Source organism: Pedobacter sp., assembly GCF_037719805.1.
Classification (GTDB): Bacteria; Bacteroidota; Bacteroidia; order Sphingobacteriales; family Sphingobacteriaceae; genus Pedobacter.
This window is the reverse complement of record NZ_JBBJLZ010000006.1, coordinates 281,825-307,542: the sequence shown is the minus strand read 5'-3', so window position 1 is coordinate 307,542 and position 25,718 is coordinate 281,825. Positions and strand designations below refer to the sequence as shown.

23 protein-coding genes are annotated in these 25,718 nt (G+C 41.7%); 10 read left to right on the top strand and 13 right to left on the bottom strand.

From position 1 onward, the window contains the following. Positions 1–2: 2 nt before the first annotated feature. Positions 3–395, bottom strand: a complete 393-nt coding sequence (locus WKF66_RS20675) for a BlaI/MecI/CopY family transcriptional regulator (protein WP_489676409.1) — start codon at positions 393–395, stop codon at positions 3–5. A 79-nt stretch (positions 396–474) separates the two neighbouring features. Between WKF66_RS20675 and WKF66_RS20670 the strand changes: the two genes are divergently transcribed. After that, positions 475–726: a hypothetical protein gene (locus tag WKF66_RS20670; RefSeq protein WP_489676408.1), complete on the top strand. Its 252-nt coding sequence runs from the start codon at positions 475–477 to the stop codon at positions 724–726. A 346-nt stretch (positions 727–1,072) separates the two neighbouring features. Here WKF66_RS20670 and WKF66_RS20665 read toward each other — a convergent pair whose 3' ends face one another. The 7 genes from WKF66_RS20665 to WKF66_RS20635 all read right to left on the bottom strand — a co-directional run bounded on the left by WKF66_RS20665 (position 1,073) and on the right by WKF66_RS20635 (position 9,552). After that, entirely contained in the window at positions 1,073–1,600 is a 528-nt protein-coding gene (locus tag WKF66_RS20665; RefSeq protein ID WP_489676407.1) for a phytanoyl-CoA dioxygenase family protein, read from the bottom strand. A gap of 281 nt (positions 1,601–1,881) precedes the next feature. Further along, a complete protein-coding gene (locus WKF66_RS20660) occupies positions 1,882–2,658 on the bottom strand; it encodes an SDR family NAD(P)-dependent oxidoreductase (RefSeq protein ID WP_489676406.1) in 777 nt (258 codons plus the stop codon). 10 nt (positions 2,659–2,668) lie between these two features. Beyond that, positions 2,669–4,357 (bottom strand): gamma-glutamyltransferase, encoded by a 1,689-nt coding sequence (gene ggt / locus WKF66_RS20655; protein WP_489676405.1) that lies wholly within the window; start codon positions 4,355–4,357, stop codon positions 2,669–2,671. A gap of 69 nt (positions 4,358–4,426) precedes the next feature. Continuing rightward, positions 4,427–7,204, bottom strand: coding sequence for a TonB-dependent receptor (locus tag WKF66_RS20650; RefSeq protein WP_489676404.1), 2,778 nt, complete (start codon positions 7,202–7,204; stop codon positions 4,427–4,429). A 127-nt stretch (positions 7,205–7,331) separates the two neighbouring features. Further along, on the bottom strand, positions 7,332–8,147 hold the full coding sequence (gene metQ, locus WKF66_RS20645; protein ID WP_489676403.1) for a methionine ABC transporter substrate-binding lipoprotein MetQ: 816 nt from the start codon (positions 8,145–8,147) through the stop codon (positions 7,332–7,334). Positions 8,148–8,153: 6 nt separating this feature from the next. Continuing rightward, entirely contained in the window at positions 8,154–8,810 is a 657-nt protein-coding gene (gene metI, locus WKF66_RS20640; RefSeq protein ID WP_489676402.1) for a methionine ABC transporter permease MetI, read from the bottom strand. Beyond that, positions 8,803–9,552, bottom strand: a complete 750-nt coding sequence (locus tag WKF66_RS20635; protein ID WP_489676401.1) for a methionine ABC transporter ATP-binding protein — start codon at positions 9,550–9,552, stop codon at positions 8,803–8,805. Before WKF66_RS20635 ends, metI begins: the two co-directional genes overlap by 8 nt. A 157-nt stretch (positions 9,553–9,709) precedes the next feature. Here WKF66_RS20635 and WKF66_RS20630 point away from each other — a divergent pair, with 157 nt between their 5' ends. From WKF66_RS20630 to WKF66_RS20620, 3 genes are all read left to right on the top strand, one after another. Then, on the top strand, positions 9,710–11,164 hold the full coding sequence (locus WKF66_RS20630) for a phytoene desaturase family protein (RefSeq protein WP_489676400.1): 1,455 nt from the start codon (positions 9,710–9,712) through the stop codon (positions 11,162–11,164). Between the two features lie 2 nt (positions 11,165–11,166). Further along, complete coding sequence (locus tag WKF66_RS20625) at positions 11,167–12,423, top strand: YeiH family protein (RefSeq protein ID WP_489676399.1); 1,257 nt, start codon at positions 11,167–11,169, stop codon at positions 12,421–12,423. Between the two features lie 178 nt (positions 12,424–12,601). Beyond that, positions 12,602–12,778, top strand: coding sequence for a histone H1 (locus WKF66_RS20620; protein WP_489676398.1), 177 nt, complete (start codon positions 12,602–12,604; stop codon positions 12,776–12,778). Between the two features lie 57 nt (positions 12,779–12,835). Here WKF66_RS20620 and WKF66_RS20615 read toward each other — a convergent pair whose 3' ends face one another. Next, a complete protein-coding gene (locus tag WKF66_RS20615; RefSeq protein ID WP_489676397.1) occupies positions 12,836–14,170 on the bottom strand; it encodes a MutS-related protein in 1,335 nt (444 codons plus the stop codon). Between the two features lie 112 nt (positions 14,171–14,282). Here WKF66_RS20615 and WKF66_RS20610 point away from each other — a divergent pair, with 112 nt between their 5' ends. From WKF66_RS20610 to WKF66_RS20590, 5 genes are all read left to right on the top strand, one after another. Next, the gene (locus WKF66_RS20610; RefSeq protein ID WP_489676396.1) at positions 14,283–15,599 is read left to right on the top strand and encodes a DUF3887 domain-containing protein; all 1,317 of its coding nucleotides are present in this window, start codon (positions 14,283–14,285) and stop codon (positions 15,597–15,599) included. Positions 15,600–15,653: 54 nt separating this feature from the next. Then, positions 15,654–16,016 carry a response regulator transcription factor gene (locus WKF66_RS20605; RefSeq protein WP_489676395.1) on the top strand — a complete coding sequence of 121 codons (363 nt, stop codon included), beginning with the start codon at positions 15,654–15,656 and terminating at the stop codon, positions 16,014–16,016. Between the two features lie 72 nt (positions 16,017–16,088). Beyond that, positions 16,089–16,685, top strand: coding sequence for a hypothetical protein (locus tag WKF66_RS20600; protein ID WP_489676394.1), 597 nt, complete (start codon positions 16,089–16,091; stop codon positions 16,683–16,685). A 75-nt stretch (positions 16,686–16,760) separates the two neighbouring features. Further along, the gene (locus WKF66_RS20595; protein WP_489676393.1) at positions 16,761–17,258 is read left to right on the top strand and encodes a cupin domain-containing protein; all 498 of its coding nucleotides are present in this window, start codon (positions 16,761–16,763) and stop codon (positions 17,256–17,258) included. Between the two features lie 38 nt (positions 17,259–17,296). Further along, a complete protein-coding gene (locus tag WKF66_RS20590; protein ID WP_489676392.1) occupies positions 17,297–18,025 on the top strand; it encodes an acyl-CoA desaturase in 729 nt (242 codons plus the stop codon). A gap of 455 nt (positions 18,026–18,480) precedes the next feature. On the opposite strand, the gene WKF66_RS20585 is transcribed toward WKF66_RS20590, so the two are convergent. The 3 genes from WKF66_RS20585 to WKF66_RS20575 form a co-directional block, all read right to left on the bottom strand. Next, positions 18,481–19,827 carry a DEAD/DEAH box helicase gene (locus WKF66_RS20585; protein WP_489676391.1) on the bottom strand — a complete coding sequence of 449 codons (1,347 nt, stop codon included), beginning with the start codon at positions 19,825–19,827 and terminating at the stop codon, positions 18,481–18,483. Between the two features lie 75 nt (positions 19,828–19,902). Then, positions 19,903–21,279 carry an MFS transporter gene (locus WKF66_RS20580; protein ID WP_489676390.1) on the bottom strand — a complete coding sequence of 459 codons (1,377 nt, stop codon included), beginning with the start codon at positions 21,277–21,279 and terminating at the stop codon, positions 19,903–19,905. Further along, positions 21,280–22,638 (bottom strand): APC family permease, encoded by a 1,359-nt coding sequence (locus WKF66_RS20575; protein ID WP_489676389.1) that lies wholly within the window; start codon positions 22,636–22,638, stop codon positions 21,280–21,282. It lies immediately after the preceding gene. Between the two features lie 105 nt (positions 22,639–22,743). On the opposite strand from WKF66_RS20575, the gene WKF66_RS20570 reads away from it, so the two are divergent. After that, positions 22,744–24,663, top strand: coding sequence for a DNA topoisomerase IV subunit B (locus WKF66_RS20570; protein WP_489676388.1), 1,920 nt, complete (start codon positions 22,744–22,746; stop codon positions 24,661–24,663). Here the strand turns inward: WKF66_RS20570 and WKF66_RS20565 are convergent. Next, positions 24,660–25,718 carry a YihY/virulence factor BrkB family protein gene (locus WKF66_RS20565; protein WP_489676387.1) on the bottom strand — a complete coding sequence of 353 codons (1,059 nt, stop codon included), beginning with the start codon at positions 25,716–25,718 and terminating at the stop codon, positions 24,660–24,662. The genes WKF66_RS20570 and WKF66_RS20565 overlap by 4 nt on opposite strands.

Sequence of the window (25,718 nt, the reverse complement as noted above, 5' to 3'; positions counted from 1 at the left end):
GATTATTTCTCTAGTTTTTTTAACAGCTCTTTTATCGATTCAAGATCTTCCTTTGATGTATCGGCATTACCAAGAACTTGCATCACTAAGCTCGAAGCAGATCCTTTATAAAGCGTATTTACAAACCGGCTCAAAAGTTGGTCTTTTGTTTTCTGCTCTGCATCAACGGGAATATAAATATGCTTCATCTGACTTTCATCACGCTTAAGGATGCCCTTTTCTGCCATGATTTGCATCTGCTTTAAGGTAGAGGTGTAGTTTACATCCCTTTGTTCATTAAGCTTATCATTTACAAACCGAACTGTAGACGGACCGAATTCCCAAAGCACCTGAAGGATTTCCAACTCGGCGCGGGTTGGTTCAGGGATAGGCAATGCAGATTTATTTTGTTTCATTTATCAAAGGTAGGATAACTTTCGTACGAAACAAGGAATATGATAATTTTATCTACTTTTATACTGGTAACTTAAAGCTATGAAACGTGTTATACTATTTGTTCTGTCCTTTCTATTGATCTCTGCCCTGCCATTCTTGTGGAACCAGTTTTCATTTGTTGAAGCAGGCTTTCCATTTGCTTTTGTGAAAAGATCAGTTATTGAAGTTCCAGGGTATTCTCAGTCTGTTTACTCGTATGTGATACAGTACCTGGTGTATGATTTGATTTTAATAGCGGTTTCTTTATGGCTATTCACTAAAATAAGAGCGGCTGCAAAGAATAGAAGTTAAGCGACTGTTCATTAGAAATATAAAACAGAAGAGCCGGGATTATCCAATCCAGGCTCTTCAAACCAAATATAGATCTAACCAAAATCTATTTTCTTTTTATGGAATTGAAATACTGTTTACCAGCTTCCAACTTTCCTGTGCGCACCAACCAGGTGATTAACATCGCGATTAACATCGTCTTACTTTACTAAACCTTCAAAGCGCTGGTAGAAGGCAGTTGGACTGTTTTCATTCTTAGGCTTATATTTTCCTGCGATGATTGGAAGATATATTACCCGTCGGCGACTTTCTTCTCCAATCACGGAGGATTGTGCTACCCGGTGCCAAAGGCGACCATCATGTATAGTCAGGTCACCAGTCCGCCATTTTCTTTTTTAAGCGTACTTAAGTGGATCCCCACATTCAACATCGGGTTTAACTTTTGGCCATGAAAGAGGTCTCTTAAGCCGTCCGTATGCCATCCCATCTGTGTAAACTTACTATCTGCCCCATTAACATAGTGGTTCAGTACCATTCCATCTTTCTCTTCAGTTCCCAATCTGGCTCCGTTGCCAATAATGCTCAGAAGCACCTCAAAGCGGGGATCCTGGGCCAGTTCGGCAAAAACATCATGGTGCTGGTTGATAAAAGCGAAGCGTTGTACAATGCTTGAACCGTCTAAATCTTTGCCATACTTTATTGGTATGCCATTAACCTTTACACGACCGTTTTCGATCCAGTCCTTTTGCACCTTTTCAGATGCTTCAATGATATCATTAACCGTTTCTTTTTTAATGAAGTTCTTAAAATGAATGAATCCGTTTTTATTGAAAAACGCGTATTGTTCTGCTGTTATGCTTTCACCTAAAGTGAATCTTAAATATGACTTTTCCATTGTTGCTTTGAATAATTTGTGAGAAAATGAAGTGAAACTTGCCCTCCTCCCAGTTGTGGACTGGAGGCGGAAGGAGATGGGATCAGTAAGTTTTACTACAGATCAACAACAACAACAGCAACAACCTGCCCAGGTGAAGAAGGGCATTCGCATTCGATTTACGATTTGGGTTGTTTGTATATTATTCATTAAAGGAATGTCTACATAATTAGTAGACATTACAAATGTATACAAATATTTATAAGATTAAATTTATTTCAGAAAAATATATCCCTTAAATTTTACAGGCGGTACAAATTGGCACTGATCCGTTCAATAAGGGTTTTAGGAAGCAGGTTCGCTCCAAAAGCTGAAATTTTATTTAAAAAGCCTGCAATGATTTCAGGCTTCTTGTTAAATAGTCCTTTTAAGCCAATTTGCGCAACGAGTGCAGCTGGCATATTAAATTTATCAGCGAGTTCTGCAAAAGCATCCAGCCCCGCGCGACTGCCAAATCCGGTTGCGGTAGGCCCGGGGCTCAGACAACTTACAGACACGGAGGTATCCTTGAGCTCGTAGGTTATAGCTCTGCTGTATGATAAGATGAAAGACTTGCTCGCAGCATACAATGCCATAGTCGGCATCGCCTGATAGGCTGCGGTACTTGCTACGTTTAAGATATAAGACTGCTGTGTTTTTAAGCCGGGGAGCAGGTGATGAGTTAATTCAAGTACGGCATTGATATTGAGCTGCAACATTTCCATTTGAGCGCTAAGCTCAAGTGAATCAAAGCTTCCCCAAATTCCAAAACCAGCATTGTTTACCAATACAGACAATTTATCTGTTTTGCCATTTGCCCAATTAGCGAGTTCTTTGGCCATTCCCGGTTTAGATAAGTCAGCACTAAGATAGAAAGCATTGACTTTGTACTTGTCTTCGATCTCGAGTGCTAATTGCGCGAGCTCCTCTTCTGATCTTGCGCTTAGTAATAAATTGTATCCCTTTTGCGCCAATTGCAAAGCGATTTCTTTACCTATTCCTTTGCTTGCACCAGTTACTAAAGCGTAATTACCCGTCATTTTTGTTTTTTTAGTAACCACCGCCGGTATCATTTCCTCTCGGATCTGCACCTGTTTCGAGTTTCCCATTTGATTTAATTAATATAGCATCCACTCTTCCAATTGCTCCCCTTGGAACAATCTTGTAGCCTTTTGATATTAACTCTTTTCTAACCGCTTCACTCACTGCTCCTTCTTCTACATACACCTCATCAGGCAACCATTGATGATGAAATCTAGGTGCTGAAACCGCGTCTTGCATACTCTTATCAAAAGCAAAAACGTTTAATATAGCTTGAAAGACTGAAGTAATTATTGTCGAGCCTCCTGGTGTACCAACAACCATTACCAGTTTGCCGTCTTTCTCAACAATCGTAGGGGTCATGGAGCTGAGCATCCTTTTGCCTGGCTGAATTGCATTGGCTGCACCTCCAATAAGTCCGTAAACATTCGGCGTTCCTGGCTTAACCGAGAAATCATCCATCTCATTGTTCAATATAAATCCTGCACCCGCAACAACTACCAGAGACCCATAGGAGCCGTTCAACGTCGTTGTAGCAGAAACGGCATTGCCATCCGAATCAACAATTGAAAAGTGGGTGGTTTGCTCGCTCTCATAGTTAGGTAAGGTACCCGGGTTCACGTCAGCACTAGGTGTTGCTTTACTAAAGTCAAGATGAGCAAGGCGCGAGTTAATGTAGTTTGTATCCAACAGCGCTTTTCCCGGTACTTTAAAAAAGTCTGGGTCACCAAGGTAACTTGCTCTGTCGGCATAAGCGCGACGTTCCGCTTCAACCATCAATTGTACTGTAGAATCAGATTGAAAGCCCCAGTGTTTTAAAGGATACTTACTCACTTGTTTTAACATTGTAAGCAGTGCAATGCCACCACTGGATGGGGGAGGCATAGAGATCACTTTAAAATTATGATAATACCCGGTAACTGGTTTTCTCCATGCGGAGTGGTAGTCTTTCAAATCTCCTTTCGAAATGATTCCTTTCGTGTGCTGCATTGCAGTTACAATAGCATTGGCAACCCTGCCTTCATAAAATCCCGCCCTTCCCTTGTCTCTTATTAGCTTTAAAGTTTGGGCAAGCTCTAGCTGTGTAAGCACGTCGCCGGCTTTCCATTCTGCCTCTTTTACAAAGGCCACTGGCTTGTCGTTATACTTCAAAAAGCTGGGCTTTAGCCGGTTTAATTCCCCAGCTTGCTGGGCAGTAATCGCAAATCCTTTTTCAGCCAGATCGATAGCTGGTTGCAAGTCCGCTTTCCAATTTAACTTCCCGTATTTTTTGTGGGCCTGAACCATACCATCAACGCTTCCCGGCACACCCGATGCCAGCGCACCGAATAAACTTTTATCGGTAATCGCGTCACCTTTCTCATCCAAATACATGTCTTTCGAAGCTTTGGAAGGTGCTTTCTCGCGGTAATCCAATGTATTGGAAGTGCCTTTGCGGTCGCGATACACAATAAAGCCTCCACCACCAATATTTCCTGCATTTGGATAAACAACAGCTAGTGCAAACTGTACGGCTACAGCTGCGTCAACTGCATTGCCGCCCTTTTTTAAAATGTCAACGCCAACTTTTGTCGCCTCCGGATGGGCACTTACCACAGCGGCATGATCGTACTCATTCGCAGATTGTGCAAAGCTATAGTTGCTAAAGGAAAATAGGGTGAGGCTGACAATAGCCAGCAAATCAGTTCTTTTAAACATGCCTAAAAAAAATTATTGCCGGAACTGTATATTCCGGCAATGAGTTAAAAATAGCTATTATTTATGAGCTTAGAAATTCAGCGACAATCTGGTAAATAAATATCTTCCTAAGAAGCCAAACTGTGGAGCCTGGTTTGGATATAAAATACCTGAAGTACCCTGACTCGCCAATAGAAGTTCAGAAGGATAAACATCAAATAAGTTGTTTGCACCTACAGTAAGCTTTAGGTTTTTAGTGAGGTTGTAACCTGCACCTATATCTGTAATAACTCGTCCTGTCAGCTCTTGTCTGTTCGCTACTACATTGGTTGGTTGAGAAACCTTTCCAAAATATACGTTTCTTAAAAATACATTCCAATCGCCAATTGTATAGTCGAAGGTCAGGTTGGACTTAATTCTTGGTGTAATTTTTTCAATTAAGATGCGACTTGCATCATCTAAATAAATGTTTTCTTTACCCACTAATAGTGGCGATGCATGTACGTCACCAACGATTTCGGTTTTAGTAAATGTTGCAGCAAGATCGGTCCTCAATGTACCGCCGCCCAGTGATGTGTTGTAACTTAATACAGCGTCAATTCCTTTAGTTCTGGTATCAATAGCATTTGCAAAAAATCTTGCGGTGGTCGCGTTTGCAGCACGTAGTAAGGTATATAGTTCTCTATCTTGAGGCGATGCATTAGCTGCATTGCTACCGCTAAACTGGCCAGTGTAAATAACACGGTTGTCAATGTTTACAAGATAACCGTCTACCGTTAACTTTAAGGGACCGAGATTAGATGTAAATCCTAAGCTATAGCTGTTGGAGGTTTCTTCTTTTAGCTTTGGGATGCCAAGAAGTTCTGCAGCACGACTCTCATTAGAAAATGTTCCAGACTCTACAAATGCACCGTCTATAAAGACTGTAGAGGTAGAATTAAAATAGCGTTGGTGTAAAGAAGGAGCCCTGAATCCAGTACTGATCGCACCACGTAGTAAAAATTTGTCAGAGAATTTGTAGCGACCTGCCAGCTTTCCGTTGAGGGTAGAACCAAAGTCGGAATAGTTTTCAAATCTGACTGCCCCATCCACCAAGAACTTATCGGTGAAATTTACTTCCAAATCCCCATATCCGGCGATAGAGGATCTGGATACGTTAGTTAAATTCGCCTGACTTATACCGGGGAACCCTTGTGCTCCGCCAGCATAAGCAGCTCCATTCGCTGCAAAGCGAGTAGAGATGTTACCCGTTGGACTTGGAACGTAAATCGGATTTGCTGCTGTTCCAACATTAATCGCATTGCCGTAGTTTACGTAAGATCCTTCCTGGCCTGGATTGATCTTGTAGTGCTCAATTCTGTTTTCAAATCCGAACGCGACGTTTATTCCGCTAAGAGGCGCTTCGAAGAAGCGACTAAAGTCCAGGTTGGTGGTATTCTGAGTGAAATCATAGCCGCCAGACTGAAAGGACGTTGGAGAAGCTGCTAACAGCGATGCATTTACCGTATTATTTGTCGTGAATTCTATAACATTACGACCATAAGTATTGCTAAAATCGGCTTTCCATAACCCTAAGTTTCCTCGGATACCAGCAGCTAGAGATTGATCCAGATTATTTGTTCCTATCTCCGGTAAAAAACCGTTGGGATAAATAGACGCAATGTTTTGTGTAAGCTGTCTTGGCGTACGATAGAACGCTGTAGAAATTCCGTTTCTGTAGTTTAAACCTCCAAAAGCATACACTTCTGCGTCGTTTTCCACGGGGATTACTGAATTGAAAAATAAGGAACCACCGCGATTTTGCGACTGACCGATGTTCGGAACAAAATCACCTCTTGTCAATCCTCGTCTCTCCAGCTCGGCATCTGTAATATCAGCCCCAGTAGGTGTTGGATACAAACCAGGGTTATTGTAATCTGAAAAAATCACACCTCTGTAAGGCGTAGTTCTTGATGCAAAATCCCTGTAGTCGAATGAGCCTGAAAAGTTTACAAAGCCACCTTTATCTGAAAGGGCTACACCGTAATTAACATTTGCCTGAACAGTTTCTCCATCTATACCATCAGAGTTTTTGCCAGTAAAACCACCACCAGTCAAGCTTGCTGTAAGCTTATTCACATCATCGTTTAAAATGATATTTATTACTCCTGCAATGGCATCAGAGCCGTACTGAGCGGATGCACCGTCACGGAGGATTTCAATTCTTTTGATTGATGACGTAGGAATTGCGTTCAAATCCGTACCTACTGAGCCTTTTCCTAAACTACCATTGATGTTTACTAATGCGGTAGTGTGGCGTCGTTTGCCGTTGATCAAAACTAATACCTGGTCAGGACCTAAGCCTCTTAATGATGCAGGGTCAATATGATCTGTTCCGTCTGTTAAACTCACCACGTTAGAAGTGAAAGATGGAGCTACGAAGTTTAATATTTGATTTACTGTCACCTGGGGTGCACTTTGAACCAATCTTTTAATATCCACCACATCTACGGGAACGGGAGTTTCTAGTCTGGAACGTGGGGCGCTTCTGGATCCTAAGACAACAACGCCTTCAAGGTTATTGTTGCTGGATGAACGCAATACAAAGTCGAGTTCTTTAACTTCATCCGTCGCAATAGTAACAGTCTCCTGAAGCGTTTCATAGCCGATGTAACTAATATACACCTGGTAAGTTCCGCCAGCCGGAAGTTTGATTTCAAACCTGCCATTGGCATCTGTTCCGGCACGTTGTTTAAGCCCAGCAATAGAGACCGTTGCGCCTATAATAGTCTGGGTACTGTCTTTAACAGTTCCCCTTATCGTTTGGGCCTGGGTACTAAAGCCCAGGACAATTAACAATAAAATAATTGGGTAAAATTTAGTGCTCAAAATCTTGGTTATTTGTTAAATCGGTAATTGATTAACTAAAAGCCAAATTTAGCACATATAATATAATTCCTAGAGATCGAGTCGTCTTTATTTACATTTCGCAGACCGTGGTTCTTAGCATGGAGTCCTACCAGCCTTTGATTGCGCTTCCTTTAAACTCAGCATCTGCCGCCTTGGCGACCTCGTCTGATTGATATGCTTTTACGAATTTCTTTACTTTCTCTTCGTTCTTGTTGTCTTCTCTGCTAACGATGATGTTGACATACGGGGATTCTTTTGGCTCTACGAAGAGGCCATCGCGACCAGCAATCAGACCGATAGGTGTTGCAAACGTATTGTTAATGATTGCTATGGTTACGTTTGCATCATCCAACGCGCGAGGCAGCTGAGGTGCTTCCAGCTCCAGGATTTTGAAGTTTCTTGGATTCCCGGTAATGTCGTTGAGCGTAGGTAAAAGTCCTACGCCTGCTTTCAGTTTAATTAAGCCGGTTCTTTCTAATAGTAGTAATGCCCTGCCGCCATTAGTTAGATCATTTGGAATGATGATGGTGCTTCCATCTTTCAATTCCGACAGCGTTTTTATTTTCTTAGAATATCCTGCAAGAGGGTAAACAAACGTATTACCTACTATGGCAAATTTGTATCCTCTTTGTTTAGTCTGTACATCCAGAAAAGGTCTGTTTTGAAACGCATTTGCATCAATGTCACCTTGAAGCAAAGCCTCATTCGGCATCACATAATCGTTGAATTGTACAAGCTCGACTTCTAAACCAAATTTTTCTTTTGCAACTTTCTGTGCCGCTTGAGCTACCCTGAACTCAGGGCCAGATTCGACACCTACTTTGATGTGGTTCGGATCGTTTGTTTTGTTTCCCCGGTTACAGCTTGTAAAAGCAACGGTGGCAGTAAGCAGTGTAAAGAATAATTTTGATGAAGTTTTCATGGGTTGTTATTTTCTGTGATCCACACGCTTTGCGAGATAATCACCTGTAAATTGAATGATAAAAACGAGTGCAACTAAGGAGAGAAGTACCGTATTCATGACGGTTACATCGTATCCTACATATCCGTATTGATAACCAATCTGGCCTAGACCTCCGGCACCAACTGCACCACCCATTGCAGAATAGCCAACAAGTGTAATTAATGTGATTGAAGCGGTATTGATCAGTGATGGTAATGCCTCTGGAAGTAGAACCTTCCAGATGATTTGAAACGGTGTAGCACCCATCGCCCGGGCAGCTTCAATTAAACCTGGCGGAACTTCTAGTAAGCTATTTTCTACCATCCTAGCTATAAAAGGGGCAGCACCAATACTTAATGGGACCAACGCAGCTTCAACACCGATCGAAGTACCTACAATTACCCTAGTGAAGGGAATCATCCAAACAATGAGGATGATGAAGGGAATGGATCTAAATATATTAACGACAACGGCCAAAATGTTATTTAACGTCTTGTGTTGTAATACCTGACCTTTTCGCGTCATAAATAGCAAGACGCCTGCAGGCAGTCCGATCACAAAGCCGAATAAGCCCGATAGAAAAGTCATAAATATTGTTTCGCCTGCTCCTTTAATGAGCATGAATACCATAGAATCAGACATAGTAATTGATCGATGACGTAAGAAAATCTTTAGCTACGGCTGTTTGAGGGTTAGCAAAAACATCTGCTACGGGACCTTGCTCAATCAACTTCCCTTCACTTATAATAGCTACCTCGTCACAAATCCTTTTAACCACATTCATTTCATGAGTAATTAACAAAATGGTAATGTGAAGTCGGGTATTAATATCTTTTAGCAAGGTCAGAATTGACAGCGTTGTTGCCGGATCCAAGGCACTTGTTGCTTCATCACAAAGCAAGACTTTAGGATTGGTCGCTAATGTTCTGGCAATGGCCACACGTTGTTTTTGTCCTCCTGATAAACTTGAGGGGTAATCATGTTGTTTCTCACTTAATCCTACCAAATTTAACAACTCTAAAACCCTTGCCTTAATTACCTCTTTAGGGGTACTGTCCAACTGCAATGGAAATGCGATGTTTTCAAAAACGGTTTTGGAAGAAAGAAGATTAAAGTGCTGGAAGATCATACCAATCTGCCTTCTTTCTTTGGCGAGCTCCCTGGCAGAAAGTGCTAGAAGATTAACGCCATCAATGATGACCTCACCTGTAGTTGGCCGCTCCAATAAATTAACAGTTCTGATCAATGTACTTTTTCCGGCACCGGACGAGCCGATCACCCCAAAGATCTTTCCTTTAGGCACGTGAAGGGAAACGCCGTTCAGCGCAACGGTTTCCTTCTTTTTCTGAATAAACCGCTTGGTAATATTTCTTAATTCAATCATTGGAAGCTGTAGCGTCAACTCAAATTTAATGCCGCAAAGGTAGTAAAGTCTAGTCGCTTAGTAGTTTTTTTTCAGGAAATTCATAGGATAGCCACGCATAGCGGTTTAATGCTAAAACAAATTGTCTATCTTCACGATGCTAAAGCAATCCTTTTAAATGAGCAATACGGAATTTGATGCAATAGTAGTTGGCTCCGGCCCAAATGGCCTCGCCGCTGCCATTACGTTGCGACAAGAGGGACTGTCTGTACTACTTATTGAAGGAAAAGATGTGATTGGTGGTGGACTGACCTCGGCTGAGTTGACGCTTCCTGGATTTGTACACGACGTGTGTTCCGCCATTCATCCTCTTGCACTGGGGTCACCTTTTTTTGATACCCTACCTTTGGCTGATCATGGATTGATTTATTTACAACCAGATTTAGCTGCTGCGCATCCCTTTGACGATGGTAGTGCTGCGGTACTAGCCGGTTCAGTTTTGGAAACGGCTAAATCACTCGGCGCTGACGAACAGGCTTATCTCGACATATTTACTCCGGTAGTGAGAGATTGGCCGCTAATTGATGCAGATGTTTTAGCGCCACTACACTTCCCAAAGCACCCGATTGCCATGGCGCAATTTGGTTTAAAAGCATTGACTTCTGCAACCTTTTTGGCGAAGCGGTTCAAAACTAAAGAAGCAAAGGGACTATGGGCAGGGATGGCCGCACATGCCATACAGCCGCTAAGTAATTTGAGTACCTCAGCAATTGCGCTTGTATTAATGACAACTGGGCATTTGAAAGGCTGGCCAATTCCACAGGGTGGATCCAAAGAGATTGCAAATGCATTAGCTTCCTATTTCATTAGTCTGGGAGGGAGGATCCAAACCGGGCAATTTATTAAAAATCTAAGTGAGCTTCCGTCTGCTAAAACGGTGCTTTTTGACGTGACACCAAAACAATTGCTACAGATCGCGGGGCATAAGTTTTCGCCACTCTATAAATGGCAATTGGGCCGGTATCGATATGGTATGGGCGTTTTCAAAATAGACTGGGCTCTCGATGGACCTATACCATTTACTGCCGCAAAAGCACGGAGAGCTGGTACAGTACACATTGGCAATACGATAGACGAAATCGCATTATCGGAAAAGTTAACCTGGGAAGGCAAGCATTCTGATAAACCCTATGTACTATTGGCTCAGCAGAGTTTGTTTGACGACACGCGTGCGCCGGAAGGTAAACATACTGCCTGGGCGTACTGTCACGTACCAAACGGTTCTACTAAAGATATGACTGCCTTGATCGAGCAGCAGGTAGAACGATTTGCTCCAGGTTTCAAAGATCTTATTTTAGCAAGACATACCATGAATACTTCTGAAGTGGAGGCTTATAACCCTAATTATATCGGAGGTGATATTAATGGCGGTGTGATTGATCTTGGACAATTATTTACAAGGCCTGTACTAAGAACTTCGCCTTACCGAACTTCCGCAAAAGGATTATATATATGTTCCTCTTCCACCCCTCCGGGTGGTGGCGTGCATGGAATGTGCGGCTATCACGCAGCCAGGCAAGCACTCAACGATATTTTCTCTATCAAACTAAATAACAAACCACACAAAAATTAATAATGTCAACTCAAAAAAAGTTAACTATTCACGAGGACTGGGTAGTCGTCATTCTTGGCGGGCTCATCATTCTTCTTGCCTTCATCGGTCTAATATTACCTGTGCCTGTCTTCAGTTGGAAAACTGGTGCTGAGTTGTCTACGACTGTGTTTTCAGGGCACAACCTGCAAATAATTGGCTTACAGTTTTTGCTGGTGCTGGTGATTTCCGCACTAGGTGCAGTCTTAACAGGTAAGTCCCTGGTTGCAAATTTTAAAACATTTCCTGTGGTTTATATGCTGACCATTGTCGCATTAATACTCGCTGGAAACCGACAGGTTAAAGCGTTAAACCTGGAAGCTGTAATTTTTAGTTTGACGATCGGACTAATCATAGGCAACTTCATGAAGCTTCCCGAATGGTTTAAGTTGGCCTTATCTACAGAACTGTTTGTAAAGATTGGGTTGGTATTGTTAGGTACTACGGTCATTTTTTCAGACATCTTAAAAGCAGGATCTTTAGGGTTGATTCAGGCATTAGTGGTTGTATTATCGGTCTGGTACTTTGCTTTCTGGCTGTGTAGAAAACTAAAAGTTGATGACGAGCTCACAATGATGATCTCCAGTGCGGTTTCTATATGTGGAGTTTCAGCAGCGATCGCCACTTCTGGTGCGATCAAAGGCGATCCTAAGAAACTTTCCTATGTGATTTCCATGGTATTAATTACTGCGATACCGATGATGATCTTTATGCCTTATATCGCAGCCTACTTTCATTTTCCTCAGGCAGTTACCGGAGCATGGCTTGGCGGTAGTATAGATACCACGGGAGCCGTAGTTGCCTCTGGTACACTGGTAGGTGAAGAGGCTTTGAAAATCAGTACAATTGTAAAATTCTCTCAAAATGTTTTGCTTGGCATAGCTGCGTTTGCCATCTCCGTGTACTGGACCTATACAAACCATCCGGCAGGAGAGGAGAAGGCCACTAAACCAACCTTGAAGGTTATTTGGGAGCGCTTTCCAAAGTTTGTCATTGGCTTTATTGCCGCTTCTTTGTTGTTTTCTTTCTTTGTACCTGCAGAGGTAAATGCTGCGGTAAAAGGAAGTCTGAAAAACCTGCAAGGACTATGGTTTGCGCTGGCTTTTACAAGTATAGGTTTGGAGACTAATTTTAAGGATTTGTTTGGAAAAAACAGTAAGAAACCGTTTTACGCGTTTTTAATCGCACAGGGCTTCAATGTTATTGTGACGCTGATTATTGCGTTTCTACTATTTGGCTAAAATGATGACCTATCGTAATCAGTTTAAATTTGACTTGTAATTCGTGCATTTTGGATTTTAAGCGCTATCAGGTCAAGGGTGAGATGGAAGGTAAGTCTATATAAAGATCAATTTTCCTTAAAAAAGTGCTTGTTTTAATGATAAAAACCTATATTCGACTTACTTATAAAAAAATAACATGGAAAAATTCACTAAACTTAAAGAGCTGGTAGCATCGGTTGAAGCAGATGCAGCTAAATTTTACAATTCTGGAAACGGCGCAGCGGGAACCAGAGTAAGAAAAGGAATGCAAGATCTAAAAAACCTTGCTCAAGAAATTCGTACTGAAGTAACAGACAAGAAAAACACCAAATAAACACAAGTATTGTTTTAAAGCGGGAAGGTTCGTAAGCGCTTTCCCGCTTTTTTGTACCTAGTGGTTTTTGACGGCTTCTTGAATGATCTCCACAATCCCCTCATTTTTAACAATATACATACCTAGTCTTTCCGTGGAAATTCCATTCATCAATTTATAGGTAAAAATGGGCCTTTGGTCTTTAAAGAAGGTGTCCATATATTTAAATGATACATTGTCGTGCTTTTTAAGTTCCTCGGCAAGTTCAACGATATGAGTTGAAATTAAAAATACCGAGCTTCTAACCCTGGTAAGTTCGTTGATAACGAGTAGGGAGGCGTCAAACGCATCTTTAACATTGGTGCCGCGAAACAGTTCATCAAAGATCACAAATACCTTTCCGACGTCTCTTAACTGCAGTGCCGTTTCTTTAACACGTTTCACTTCGGTGTAATAGTGACTTAAGCCATCACTCAGGTTGTCTGGAAGATTGATCGTAGTGATCATTCCGCTAAAAATCGTCGTTTGCATTGATTTTGCAAATAGGGGGAAGCCAATATGAGCAAGATAGACACATAATCCTGTTGCTTTCAAAAATGAAGACTTACCCGCCATATTCGAGCCGGTCAGGAAGGTCATGTTGTTCTGCTCCTGTATATTCACGTCATTGGTTACTGCGCCGACAATACCCGGGTGGTACAGCGCTTCAATTGAGATGCTTACCGGACCGCTTTCTATGTAAGTTGGTAGGCATAGCCCTTTATCTTCGATCACGTAGGCCAGCGTTTCATAAACATCCAGCTCGTATACCAATCTAAGAAGTTCATTCAGCTCCTTTTTATAGTGCTTTCTAAATACGCCATCCAAAATATTAATATGATAAAATCTCAATTTTTTTGGTTGAAGCGCAATCATTCTTTTAATTGCCGGTATTTCCAGGATCTCTGTGATCCGTTTGGCATGTGAGCTCAAGCCTTCAGGAGCATCAGTATCTTCAATAACTTTGAGATATGCTTGTAGAAATTTGCTGAGCTTCAGAAAATTCTTTAAGCCGCTTTCGATAATGTAATAATCTGCACCTGCGGACAACTTGTTTCTTATAAAGTCTACCGTAGCATCCAGTATGTTTCCTTTGAGATGACGCTTATTGTGTTTCAGGTGATGATCAATCAGATCAAGCTGGTGACTACTAATCTCCAATACAATGTGGTGCTTCAGGAACCATGAAATTGAAGCCGTTCTGTTCGCAAGAAATTGAAGATCTGACGAGGGGTTTCTCATCATTTCGAAAACCATCTCTCTGCCACCTATCGTTTTTGTATGTTTAAACAGATTGACAATAGCTTCAGCATTAGAGGAAGAACTAAAAATGTTCAAATCCATGTAGGACTGCTGGTCGATGTTAAATTTCATAGGATGGGAGCCATTATTCGCTATTGCAGGGATTTGATGCCGGAATATACTTATTAAATTTTGCTAACTTTGTTAAGCAAATTTATCATAGCTAAACCATTCACAATTATTCATGAAGAAGCCCATTATTTTATTCTTTATTCTGCTGTCAACCACATCTGCTTTTTCTCAGGGAATGCTTAATCTTTTTGGTAAGACGGAAGACTTCTTTTCCTTAATGTCTAATGAAAAGTACACAGAAGCCTACGGCTACTTTGATCCCAGCTTTCAAGCCAAAGTTCCGGCAGCAAAACTTCAGGAAATGTGGACCTCAATATCCGAAAAGCTCGGAAAACTGCAGGTCGTTAACATCTTAAGTAGTAAAACCCAGGGAGATTTGTTTGTGCTTTCCGTAGAAGGTAAATTTGCTAATGACGGACAGAACTTTACACTTGCCTATAATAAAACGGAGAAGATTGTCGGCTTGTTTTTACAACCCAAAACTGCTCCAATGGATTATATTAAGCCATCTTACGCAGACACCACGCTATACAGTGAAAAAGAGGTCTTTGTTACCGCCGAGAAACACAAGTTGGTGGGTTTGTTGACCGTCCCGAAAAAGGGTGTTAACTTCCCTTTAGTAGTACTGGTTCACGGATCAGGTCCTAGCGATATGGACGGTACCGTTGGTCCGAACAAGCCGCTTAAGGATTTGGCGACAGGTTTAGCAGCAAAGGGAATTGCATCCATCCGCTACGTAAAAAGAACAATCATTTATCCGAACGAATTCGCAGGTGCTTTTACCGTTAAGGAGGAAGTAGTCGATGATGCAGTGGCGGCCATCGCCTTAGCAAGAACGGTTCCCGGCGTGAACAAGAAACAATTATATTTGATGGGTCATAGCCTGGGCGGTATGTTGGCTCCCCGAATCGCTGGTCTTGCTCCCGACTTAAACGGGCTTATTATCTTAGCAGCTCCTGCCAGGAAGCTTACTGATCTGATCATCGAGCAAAACAACTACATTTATGCCTTAACAAAAGACACTACTGCGGCTGGAAAGCAGGTAATGGCGGAGGCGCAGGTAGAATTCGCCAAATCGAAATTAACTACTTTAGGTACTACCATCAAAGCAGATTCGGTAGTGTTAGGCCTTCCAGCATCCTACTGGGTTGATCTTAATAATTATAGCCAGGTAGATGCTGCGAAAAAACTAAAGCAAAGGGTGTTCATCGCGCAGGGTGGCAATGACTTCCAGGTTTCAATGGCCGACTTCGATCTATGGAAGGCAGCATTAGGACAGCGCAAGAATGTTACCTTAAAACCTTACGTAGATTTAAATCATTTATTGAGTACCCAAACTGAAAAGGGTTCAGCAGAACAATACAGAAAGCCAGGTAATGTTTCATCCCTGTTGATCGACGATATAACTGCCTGGATCAAGACGAATTAGTGGCAAAGTTGTTGCTAGTAATCACACATAATCCATATAAAACAAAATCAAATTATGATTAAAAGAATACATGTACTTGAAGATGATGAAGATATCAGATACATTATTGGAGTTTTGCTTAAAGATGAAGGTTATGAATTGCAACTGTCGTCAACATTTGCTGAATTAAAGTCTAAATTAAAGGACTCAGTGCCTGATCTATTTATTCTAGATGTGATGCTGCCTGATGGTGATGGTGCCAGCATATGTAAAGACTTAAAAAGTGATTTATTCACAAAACATATTCCGATCATTGTAATGTCGGCCAATGATCAAAATAAACAGATTAGCCTTGACGCCGGTGCTAACGATTACATCAGCAAGCCGTTTGATATTGACTACATAGTAAGACGTATCAATGCTCAATTGGCTAAATAAATAAAATATTGTCTCGTTTAAAGGGTTTTGATAATTATCAAGACCCTTTTTAGTTAAAAATAATTCAATTAAGTGGAAGAAGCCATCATAGGTTCTATACCTCACACATTAGGTTTTGTGATTAATGAGCTTTCTAAAAATGCTTTTATACTGGCGTTTGAAGGAAATCTGTCGGACCTAAAGGGGCTTGTTGATCCGGAATCAATAGCGCCCGATGACTTTGAACTTTTAGAAGACGTAGATGATCCGGTAGTCCAGCTGCTTCTAGTGTCTGTGGATCGTGTAATTACTTGTATGACCACTTACTACCTGATTAATAGCCTGGATGAGCTTGATGTCATGGAGAATGAAGCGTTTAATGAAGTGGCATCTGATTATTTTTATGCGTACATCATCGACTGGGAGAGTAAGAATTACGCAGAAATGCTGATTAACTTAAATGCGGTATATCTTTCTATATCGCAACTTCTCTACCATGCTATATGCCAGCTTGAACTAAACGTTATCGAAGTTCCCGATTATATCTATGATGATTTTTTTGAAAAATACGGGAGCTTCTGCACGGAAGAAGTACAGTCGGACAATAAGAATATAACTTTACTTAATAGCCTGATATATCACCTCAATGGTGACTTGCTCAAGATTGACAAGCTTTCCAACGATGCATAAACATTAAATTTTTACAGCATTTATAAAAGCTATAGCACTTTTAACTAAGTTTGGGAATAATTAATACGTACAATAATGGCAGATCAAAAAAAAGAAATATTTGATGGCGTGGCCCAACGCTTAAAGATTGAAGGGTTTAATGTTGTTAACCGCGATGAAACTCGTCCATGGGGAGGTTTCTTCGTTATTGATGAAGATCAGGCGCAACAATTTGCTAACATCTATTTTGAAGGCTTAAATGTAGAAGACCTTCGGATCTCTGGGAAACTGAGTCCTAAAATTCTTATCGTTGCTCCAAATACCCGCTTATCATGGCAATTTCACCACCGCCGTGCTGAGATCTGGAGAGTAGTTAATGGTACTGTTGGTGTAGTCACCAGCCAAACAGATGAAGAAGGAGCTTTGCAGAAACTTGCACCTGGAGCATCTATTAAATTAAAGCAAGGCGAAAGACACCGATTGGTGGGACTGGATGATTGGGGCATTGTTTCTGAGATCTGGCAACATACCGATCTGGATAATCCGTCAGATGAAAGCGATATTGTTAGGGTACAAGATGATTTTGGAAGATAAGCACATCTAAAAACCCATATTCTCCGTTATATCTATATATGATCATTTTACTTTTCTTTTTAACACACTGGTTTCTTTCGCTTTTCTCTCAAACCTTCTTTCTGCATCGTTACGCATCCCATAAGATGTTTAAGATGAATGGTTTTTGGGAAAAGTTCTTTTATACCATCACTTTTCTATCTCAAGGATCTTCGTTTCTAAACCCAAGAGCTTATGCGATCTTACATCGCATGCACCATGCTTTCAGTGATACAGAAAAAGATCCGCACTCTCCTCACTTTGTAAAAGATGTTTGGGGAATGATGATTCAAACCAAGAATATTTATTTAAACTATGCGAAGTTCAATCATGAACCAGAGGAGCAGTTTAGAGATAAGTATCCGTCATGGCCAATTATTGACAAGATAGGGGACTCCTGGGTCACCAGAACAATCTTTATTGGTTTGTATATTTGGTTCTATGTTACTTTCGCAACGGCTTGGTGGATGTTCCTTTTACTACCGGTTCATTTTCTAATGGGTCCATTACATGGAGCGATTGTTAACTGGTGCGGCCATAAATACGGTTATTCGAATCATGACAATGATGACCATAGTAAGAATTCATTGCCTTTAGACTTCCTGATGATGGGGGAGTTGTTTCAGAACAATCACCATAAGAAACCTAATAATCCGAACTTTGCTTCGAAATGGTTTGAGTTTGATCCGACTTATCCAATAATGAAACTTATGCATTGGCTTCATATTATTCGAATCCGCAAGACTTAAAAATTAAGCATTCTCTCCGAAGTCTGCATAATTGCGCTGAAGAAGCGCAAAGACGCTAGGCCTTCTCTGAGAAAAAGTAATTTTTCAATAGAGCGATAGCAGGGGTCACCTGAAAAGAAGAAGGGGTCTCCTCTAAAGAAAAAGGCATCAGAGAGATCTGATGCCTTTTTTGTATATGGAAAGGGGATAAGGTTATCTAAAATACTTTATGTATATAGTATAAACCTCTTCTTTCTTGCTCACTATTCGGTTGCTTCACCTTTCTTTTTCTTCACCGTTCCTTCCTCTTGCTTTCCCTTTCCCTTCCTTCACCTTTCCCTTTCTTCCCAAATTCTCCCCCTTACTATCCTGCTAGAGGAAAATATGTCTTCTGTGGAAAGGCCTCGAAGACTTTGCTCCCTTCTTCAGGGAGCCTAAGGGTTCAGCCTTGTAACAGAACGGCTTATTTTACCAAACTAGCTGGATGTCTTCTTTCCACTCCACCTCCTGCTACCACTGCTCGGCGTTCTCTTTGCTCCGCTTAGGTTAGGTTGGCGTTCAGTCCGCTCTGGTCTTGCGCCAGCAGACTTTGGAGCTCCACCGCTACGCTCAGGTCTGGCACCTCGCTGAGGTTTAGCCTTTCCATTCGCTTTTGCTGCTGCAGCACCGCTTAAAAGGCTTTGCCAGCTCATCGCAAAAGGATGATCTTCCGTTACTGGTAGCTTCAAGCCAATCAGCTTTTCAATATCATCAAGAAACTCTTTCTCTTCGCCATCGCAAAATGATAGGGCAGTACCGCTAAGTCCCGCACGACCAGTTCTTCCGATTCTATGGACATAGGTCTCCGGAACATTTGGAAGTTCATAATTGATCACGTGAGTCAATTCATCAACATCAATACCACGGGCAGCAATGTCCGTAGCGACTAGGATACGTGTGATTTTGGCTTTAAAGTTAGTCAGAGCACGTTGTCTCGCATTCTGAGACTTGTTACCGTGGATAGCTTCTGCTTTAACACCAACTTTGATCAGGTCTTTGACAATACGATCTGCACCATGCTTGGTTCTTGTGAACACCAATGCAGTTTGGATCGATTTATCAGCCAGGATATGGATTAATAAGTTCTTCTTATCGTTCTTATCAACATAGAAGATCTCTTGTTGAATTTTCTCTGCAGTAGAAGAAACCGGAGTTACTTCAACTTTAACAGGGTTGGTCAGGATCGTGTTTGCTAAAGTCTGAATCTCTTTAGGCATAGTTGCCGAGAAGAATAACGTTTGTCTTTTAGCTGGTAATTTTGCAATCACCTTTTTCACATCATGAATAAAGCCCATGTCCAGCATCCTATCCGCTTCATCGAGAACAAAAAGTTCAATCTCGTTTAAGTTGATGAATCCTTGGTTCATCAGGTCCAAAAGTCTTCCAGGAGTAGCAACTAAAATGTCAACACCTCTATGTAAAGCATCTGTTTGCGCTTTCTGACCAACGCCGCCGAAGATCACCAAATGGCGGATTGGAAGGTTTTTTCCATAGGCTTTGAAGCTTTCTTCAATCTGGATAGCCAGCTCACGGGTCGGAGTAAGCACTAATGCTTTAATTGATTTATGGACTTTAGTATTTGAATGTGGCTTGCTTAAAAGCTGCAACATTGGGATCGCAAAAGCAGCGGTCTTTCCTGTACCGGTTTGGGCACAGCCTAAAAGGTCTCTGTTCTGTAATATACTAGGAATGGATTGTTCTTGTATTGGGGTTGGTTGTGTATAACCTTCTGATTCCAGCGCTTTTAAAATAGGCTCAATCAGGTTTAAATCTTCGAATAACAATGTATTTATGTTTAATGAATAAAATGAGCTTTAGATCGCTCGCTGACAAAGGTACGGATTAGTTTCGGCTTTTGCTTATGGGCATTGTTTATCCTTATCTAACTGCTTTACAGGTAATTTAGTTTCTTCAAATCTGGCAAAGAAGAGCAATGCGAATACGCATAGGATAAAGCCTACGACACCATTTAACCGTAAGCCATAATCATCACCGGGATCTTTCCCATAGACCGTTAGCATTGCGAAGATCGCTATCCCTAACGTTTGACCCAGCTTCACAAAAAGGTATTTTACGGCAAAGAACATCCCTTCGTGGTTTTCGCCGGTCTCAGCAGTGTCTTGTTGTGCAATATCCGCCAGTATTGCATTTGGTAGGATCCCCAACGCTGCCAGGGGAAAAGAGGCTAAAACAACTAGAATAAGCATCTGAATGGCTGGTGGAAAAGGGAGTTTTCCTAGAAAATAGATCGTTATAAATATAAGGCTGAGTACCACAAAGGCAGACAATACTAAGCGCTTCTTGCCAAATCGCTTTGAGCCGTAATTGATAAATGGATAGAAAAGCAGCGATAGCAAAACCATAATTCCCATGAACTTGCCACCATCAGAGTCCGGTAGTCCAAGCAGCACAGTGACGAAGAAAAGTAAGCCGCTCGAGATGATACTTAAGGCGATATAATAGGCGAAGTCGGAGATCAGGTAGTATTTGAAGTTCTTGTTTCGAAAAGTATTCTTGATCGCAGGCAGAAGGGCGGTATGTGTAGGCTTTGCTGCGGTGTATTCTTTCTCCTTAATGGATACCACGGGAAAGATCATTACCAAACCAGCAAAGAAACTTAAAGACCAGATGGTGTACTGCAAAGCTTGGGCACGATCATTAATCTCAAAGTGAGTTTGAATCAGATCTGCATAATTGTTGACCAACGCTGCAACAATCATCCCTAGCACGAAGCCCACTTGCTGAAAGGTAGAAAGCTTTACTTTCTGTTCCGGAGTATGCGTCAGCTCGGCAAGTAAAGCGTTATAGGGAATGATATAGGTGGTAACAGAAATGAAAAAGCCAGCCAATACCAGAGTGAGCCACCAGCCATTAGCCACGCTTTCGCCCTTCACAATCGGATAAAAGACAAGCGAGCAGAATACAACCGCTGGCAGTATGGAGTACTTCATAATAGGGATTCTCCTGCCTTTAGGATTTTTACTGCCATCGCTGACAGCGGCAATGAAAGGATCGTAGATGGCATCAAAGAGTCTGCCTGAAGCTGCAATGAGAGATAGGATATTGAAGGCCCCAAATACAAGCAACTGCGGTACCAGTGGCGTTAAGCCAGAATTATTGGGTGGCAGATAGAAATAGGGGAGCATCACGATGATCAGGTTACTCATCATACTCCAGCCCATCATTCCAGCTGCATAAGCCAGTTGTTTATTTAGGGGCAGCTCTTTCGTATGCATTTAACTTTTAGGTGTGGTGTTCTTAGGGCTAATAACAAGTTTGTTTATATAATAGATCAGAATAAATGCAACGAATATCAGCAGTCCATTGGTAGCAGCTTCCGGGTCATCGTTGTAGATGCTGATCGCCACAAAAAGGTAAGCGCCAATAAATATCAATGGCAACAAGGGATAGAGCTTCATCGTAAAAATGGTGCTCTTATCCAGGTTTGCGGTGCGTTTCCTCAGAAAGAATATAGTGCCTACTGATGTTGCCATGCCAATACAATCCAGGAATATCGTATAGTTAAGGATCTTATCAAACGTCTGGGCATAAAAGACAGTTAGAATTGCAATCAAGGCAAATACGGTCAGACTAACGTACATCACGTCTGTCTTTTTACTCTTTTTAGTAAAGATTGTTGGTAATGCTTTTTCCTCGCCCATTGCATACATCGCCCTGGGATTGCTTAGCAGATTAACGTTTACATAACCCAGTACAGAGAGATAGATCAAGCCTGAAAGTAGTGTGAAGCCCATCGGACCAAAGATCTTTCCTGCAAGTATGGCTGCAATGCTCTCGGACGACTTCAGTTGCTCGAAGCCGATGACCTGGACGTACGCATAATTGATGGCCATATACAGGGTGATGATAATGGCAAGGCCGATAATGATCCCTTTTGGTAAGATTTTTTTTGCGTTCTTAATCTCGCCCCCAAAGTTGATCGTTTGTTGATATCCTCCGAAGGTGAACGAAATAGCAATTAAGCAGACACCCAGTGCCTTTCCATAGTCTACCCAGGTAGGCGCAAGGCCAGAAGCGGTTTTAAATACTGGAACAGCAGTTTCCGTATTCGTTCCAACAAATACCGCTGCTATTAGCGTAATGACCATCCCCATCTTAATGATGGAAAGGACGTTTTGTGCTTTTGAACTTACGCGTAAACCAAGCAAATTCAGAAAATAAAACAGTACAATTGTTATGGCTGCAATGATGATTCTAAAGGTCTCCGTCTGCATTTCCACAGGTAAAATCACCTTGCTAAAATACTCTGCGCCAATGATGGAGACGCCTGCGACAGAACCGGCATTGGATACTACGATGATGCAATTGATGGCAAAGGCTATGGAAGGATGATAGAACTCGGAAAAGATCTTGTAATAACCGCCGGTAACCGGAAACCTTGAGCCGATCTCAGCGTAAGTCAGCGCACCACATAGTGCAATGAAGCCCCCTACAATCCAGGCCAGGAAGAATAGTTCAGGTATTTGTGCTGCCTTGGCGACATTTACTGGCGTTCTAAAGATCCCCATACCAATCACAAGGCTCACTACGATCATAGAAAGGTCGAATAAAGAGAGTTGCTTTTTGGATTCCATGAAGGCGGTTTAGATTGTTGAATATACAGCAAAATGTGTATTTGTTGAAACTTTGTGGTTGATTGCAACCGATATTCGGCTATTTTTGTAAAACACTCAAACATTATGGCAGAACCTATTTATAACGACGATAGTATTCGATCTCTCGACTGGAAGGAGCACATCAGGCTCCGTCCCGGTATGTATATCGGCAAACTCGGAGATGGTTCTGCACAAGACGATGGAATTTATGTGTTGTTGAAAGAGATCGTCGACAATTCTATAGATGAATTTGTGATGGGCTCTGGAAGAACGATTGATATCACGGTTACTGATGCGAAGGTGAACGTCCGCGATTACGGTCGCGGTATCCCTTTAGGGAAGGTGATCGATTGCGTTTCCAAGATCAATACCGGTGGTAAATATGACAGCAATGCCTTTCAAAAATCTGTAGGGCTAAACGGAGTAGGTACCAAAGCTGTAAATGCATTATCGACTAATTTTGTGGTACAGTCTTACCGTGATGGTAAGACCAAGAAAGTTGAGTTTTCTAAAGGGGAGATTGTTCTGGAGCAGGACATTATTGATACGACCCAAAGAAACGGTACTGCCATAACCTTTTATCCGGACGAAAGTATTTTTAGAAATTACCATTACATCGCTGATTTCGTCGAAAGCATGATCTGGAACTATGTGTTCCTGAACACCGGACTAACTGTCAATTTTAACAATCATAAATACTTTTCAGAAAGAGGTCTTTACGACTTGCTTTCAAAGTTTAACAAACCTGAGGAGCTTCGTTACCCCATCATTCATTTGATCGGTAATGATATTGAAATCGCAATGACCCATGGTCAGCAATACGGTGAAGACTACCATTCTTTTGTAAATGGTCAGCATACCACTCAAGGAGGAACGCACCAGCTGGCCTTTAGAGAGGCAGTGGTGAAGACGATCCGTGAGTTTTATAAAAAAGAGTTTGATGCGGCTGATGTCAGGGCTTCCATCATCGCTGCAGTATCTGTAAGAGTCCAGGAGCCTGTCTTCGAATCTCAAACGAAGACCAAGCTGGGTTCACAGAACATGGGGCCGGAAGGACCATCTGTCCGCTCGTTCATCAATGATTTTGTAAAAAAGGATTTAGATGATTACCTACACAGACATGCCGATGTAGCAGATGCGCTGCTGAAAAGGATTATGCAATCTGAGCGCGAACGCAAAGATATTGCGGGGATTAAGAAGCTCGCGAACGACAGAGCTAAAAAAGCATCGTTACACAACAAAAAGCTTAGGGATTGCAAGGTTCATTTTAACACCACTCATGATAAACGCTACGAAACCACGCTTTTCATAACCGAGGGAGACTCTGCTTCGGGATCAATCACTAAATCCAGAGATGTAGATTGTCAGGCTGTATTTAGTTTAAAAGGTAAACCGCTTAACTGCTATGAACTCACTAAAAAAGTGGTTTATGAGAACGAAGAATTTAATCTTTTACAACACGCTCTAAATATTGAAGATGGCTTAGAAGGTCTGCATTACAATAAAATTGTTATCGCGACAGATGCAGACGTAGATGGAATGCACATCAGACTTTTGATGATGACTTTTTTTCTGCAATTCTTCCCTGAACTGGTACGTGCGGGGCATGTTTATATCCTTCAAACGCCGTTGTTTAGAGTGCGTAACAAGAAAGAAACGATCTATTGTTATAGCGATGACGAGCGTAAGAAGGCAATTGAGAAACTTGGCAACCGACCTGAAATTACTCGCTTTAAAGGACTGGGGGAGATTTCTCCTGACGAGTTTGGCTTATTTATCGGTAAAGACATCAGGTTGGATCCTGTTATATTAAAGGACCAAACCATCAAAAACCTGCTTGAGTATTATATGGGTAAAAATACGCCAGACAGGCAGCAGCACATTATCCGCAATCTAAGAGTAGAGAAAGACACTGTCGAAGAACTGATCTCTGCTACAGAAGATGCAGGGACGGCAGCGGTAATGCACGACATTGTCGAAGAAGATCTGGCGGAATCCGCTTAAGCCCCCTTTGGCTTATCATCTTTTGCTTTATCATCCTTTGACTTATTGAATTCGTCTGGATTATCTGCACCTGCGTTGGTCTCTTCCGGATGTTGAGGAGGAAGTTCCTTAACTACTTTCTCTTCTACGATTATCCTGGTATGCACTGCATACTTTGTTGGCCTAATCCCTTTACGGTCATATTTCTCAGCGTAAACTTGCGTAAATTCAGCGCCGAAGTACAGGATAATGGACGTGTAATAGATCCAGACCAGTATCACGATGATCGAACTTGCCGCTCCAAACGCAGATCCTGGATTTCCTTTTTCAATATAAATTCCAATCACATATTTACCTAGACTGAACATCACAGCGGTAAAGAGTGCGCCAATAATAGCTGGTTTCCATCTTAAGTGAACATCTGGTAGCACCTTGAATATGATGGTAAATATAGCGGTAACAACCGCCAGTGTTAATGCATTTGTCACAACTAACATCAGCAACTCTGATACTTTCTCCACTCCAATTTTCGAAGACAAGCCAGCCAATTTATCGCCTATGCCCACAACAATACTGTTCAGTACCAGGGAAACCAATAACAAGAAGCCTAAGGAGGCAATTAAAGAGAACGAAAGTAAACGATTTGTTAACATCTTTAACCAACCCTTTTTAGGTACTGCTTTCACTTTCCATATTAAGTTTATGCTGTCCTGTATCTCAATGAATATGGCCGTAGCACCAATAATAAGTGTTCCTATACCTAAGATCAATCCGAAGGTACCTTTACCGGATAAATTGGACTGATCTACAAAACCTTTCAGCTGAGCCGCAGCATCAGGACCTACCATCCCGCTTATTTCTGAAAAGAGCTGAGAGCCTGGGTTCATTTTGTCCCCAAGAAACAAGGTAGCGCCTGAAATGACAATAACAATCAGCGGAGTCAGAGAGAAGATCGTATAATAAGCCAGGGCAGCGCTCAATTTCATCACCCGGTCTTCAGAAAAGCCCTTGCCAGCTGCTACAAATAAATTATACAATGCTATAAAAAATGTCTTCGTCTTGTGTACAAATGCCAT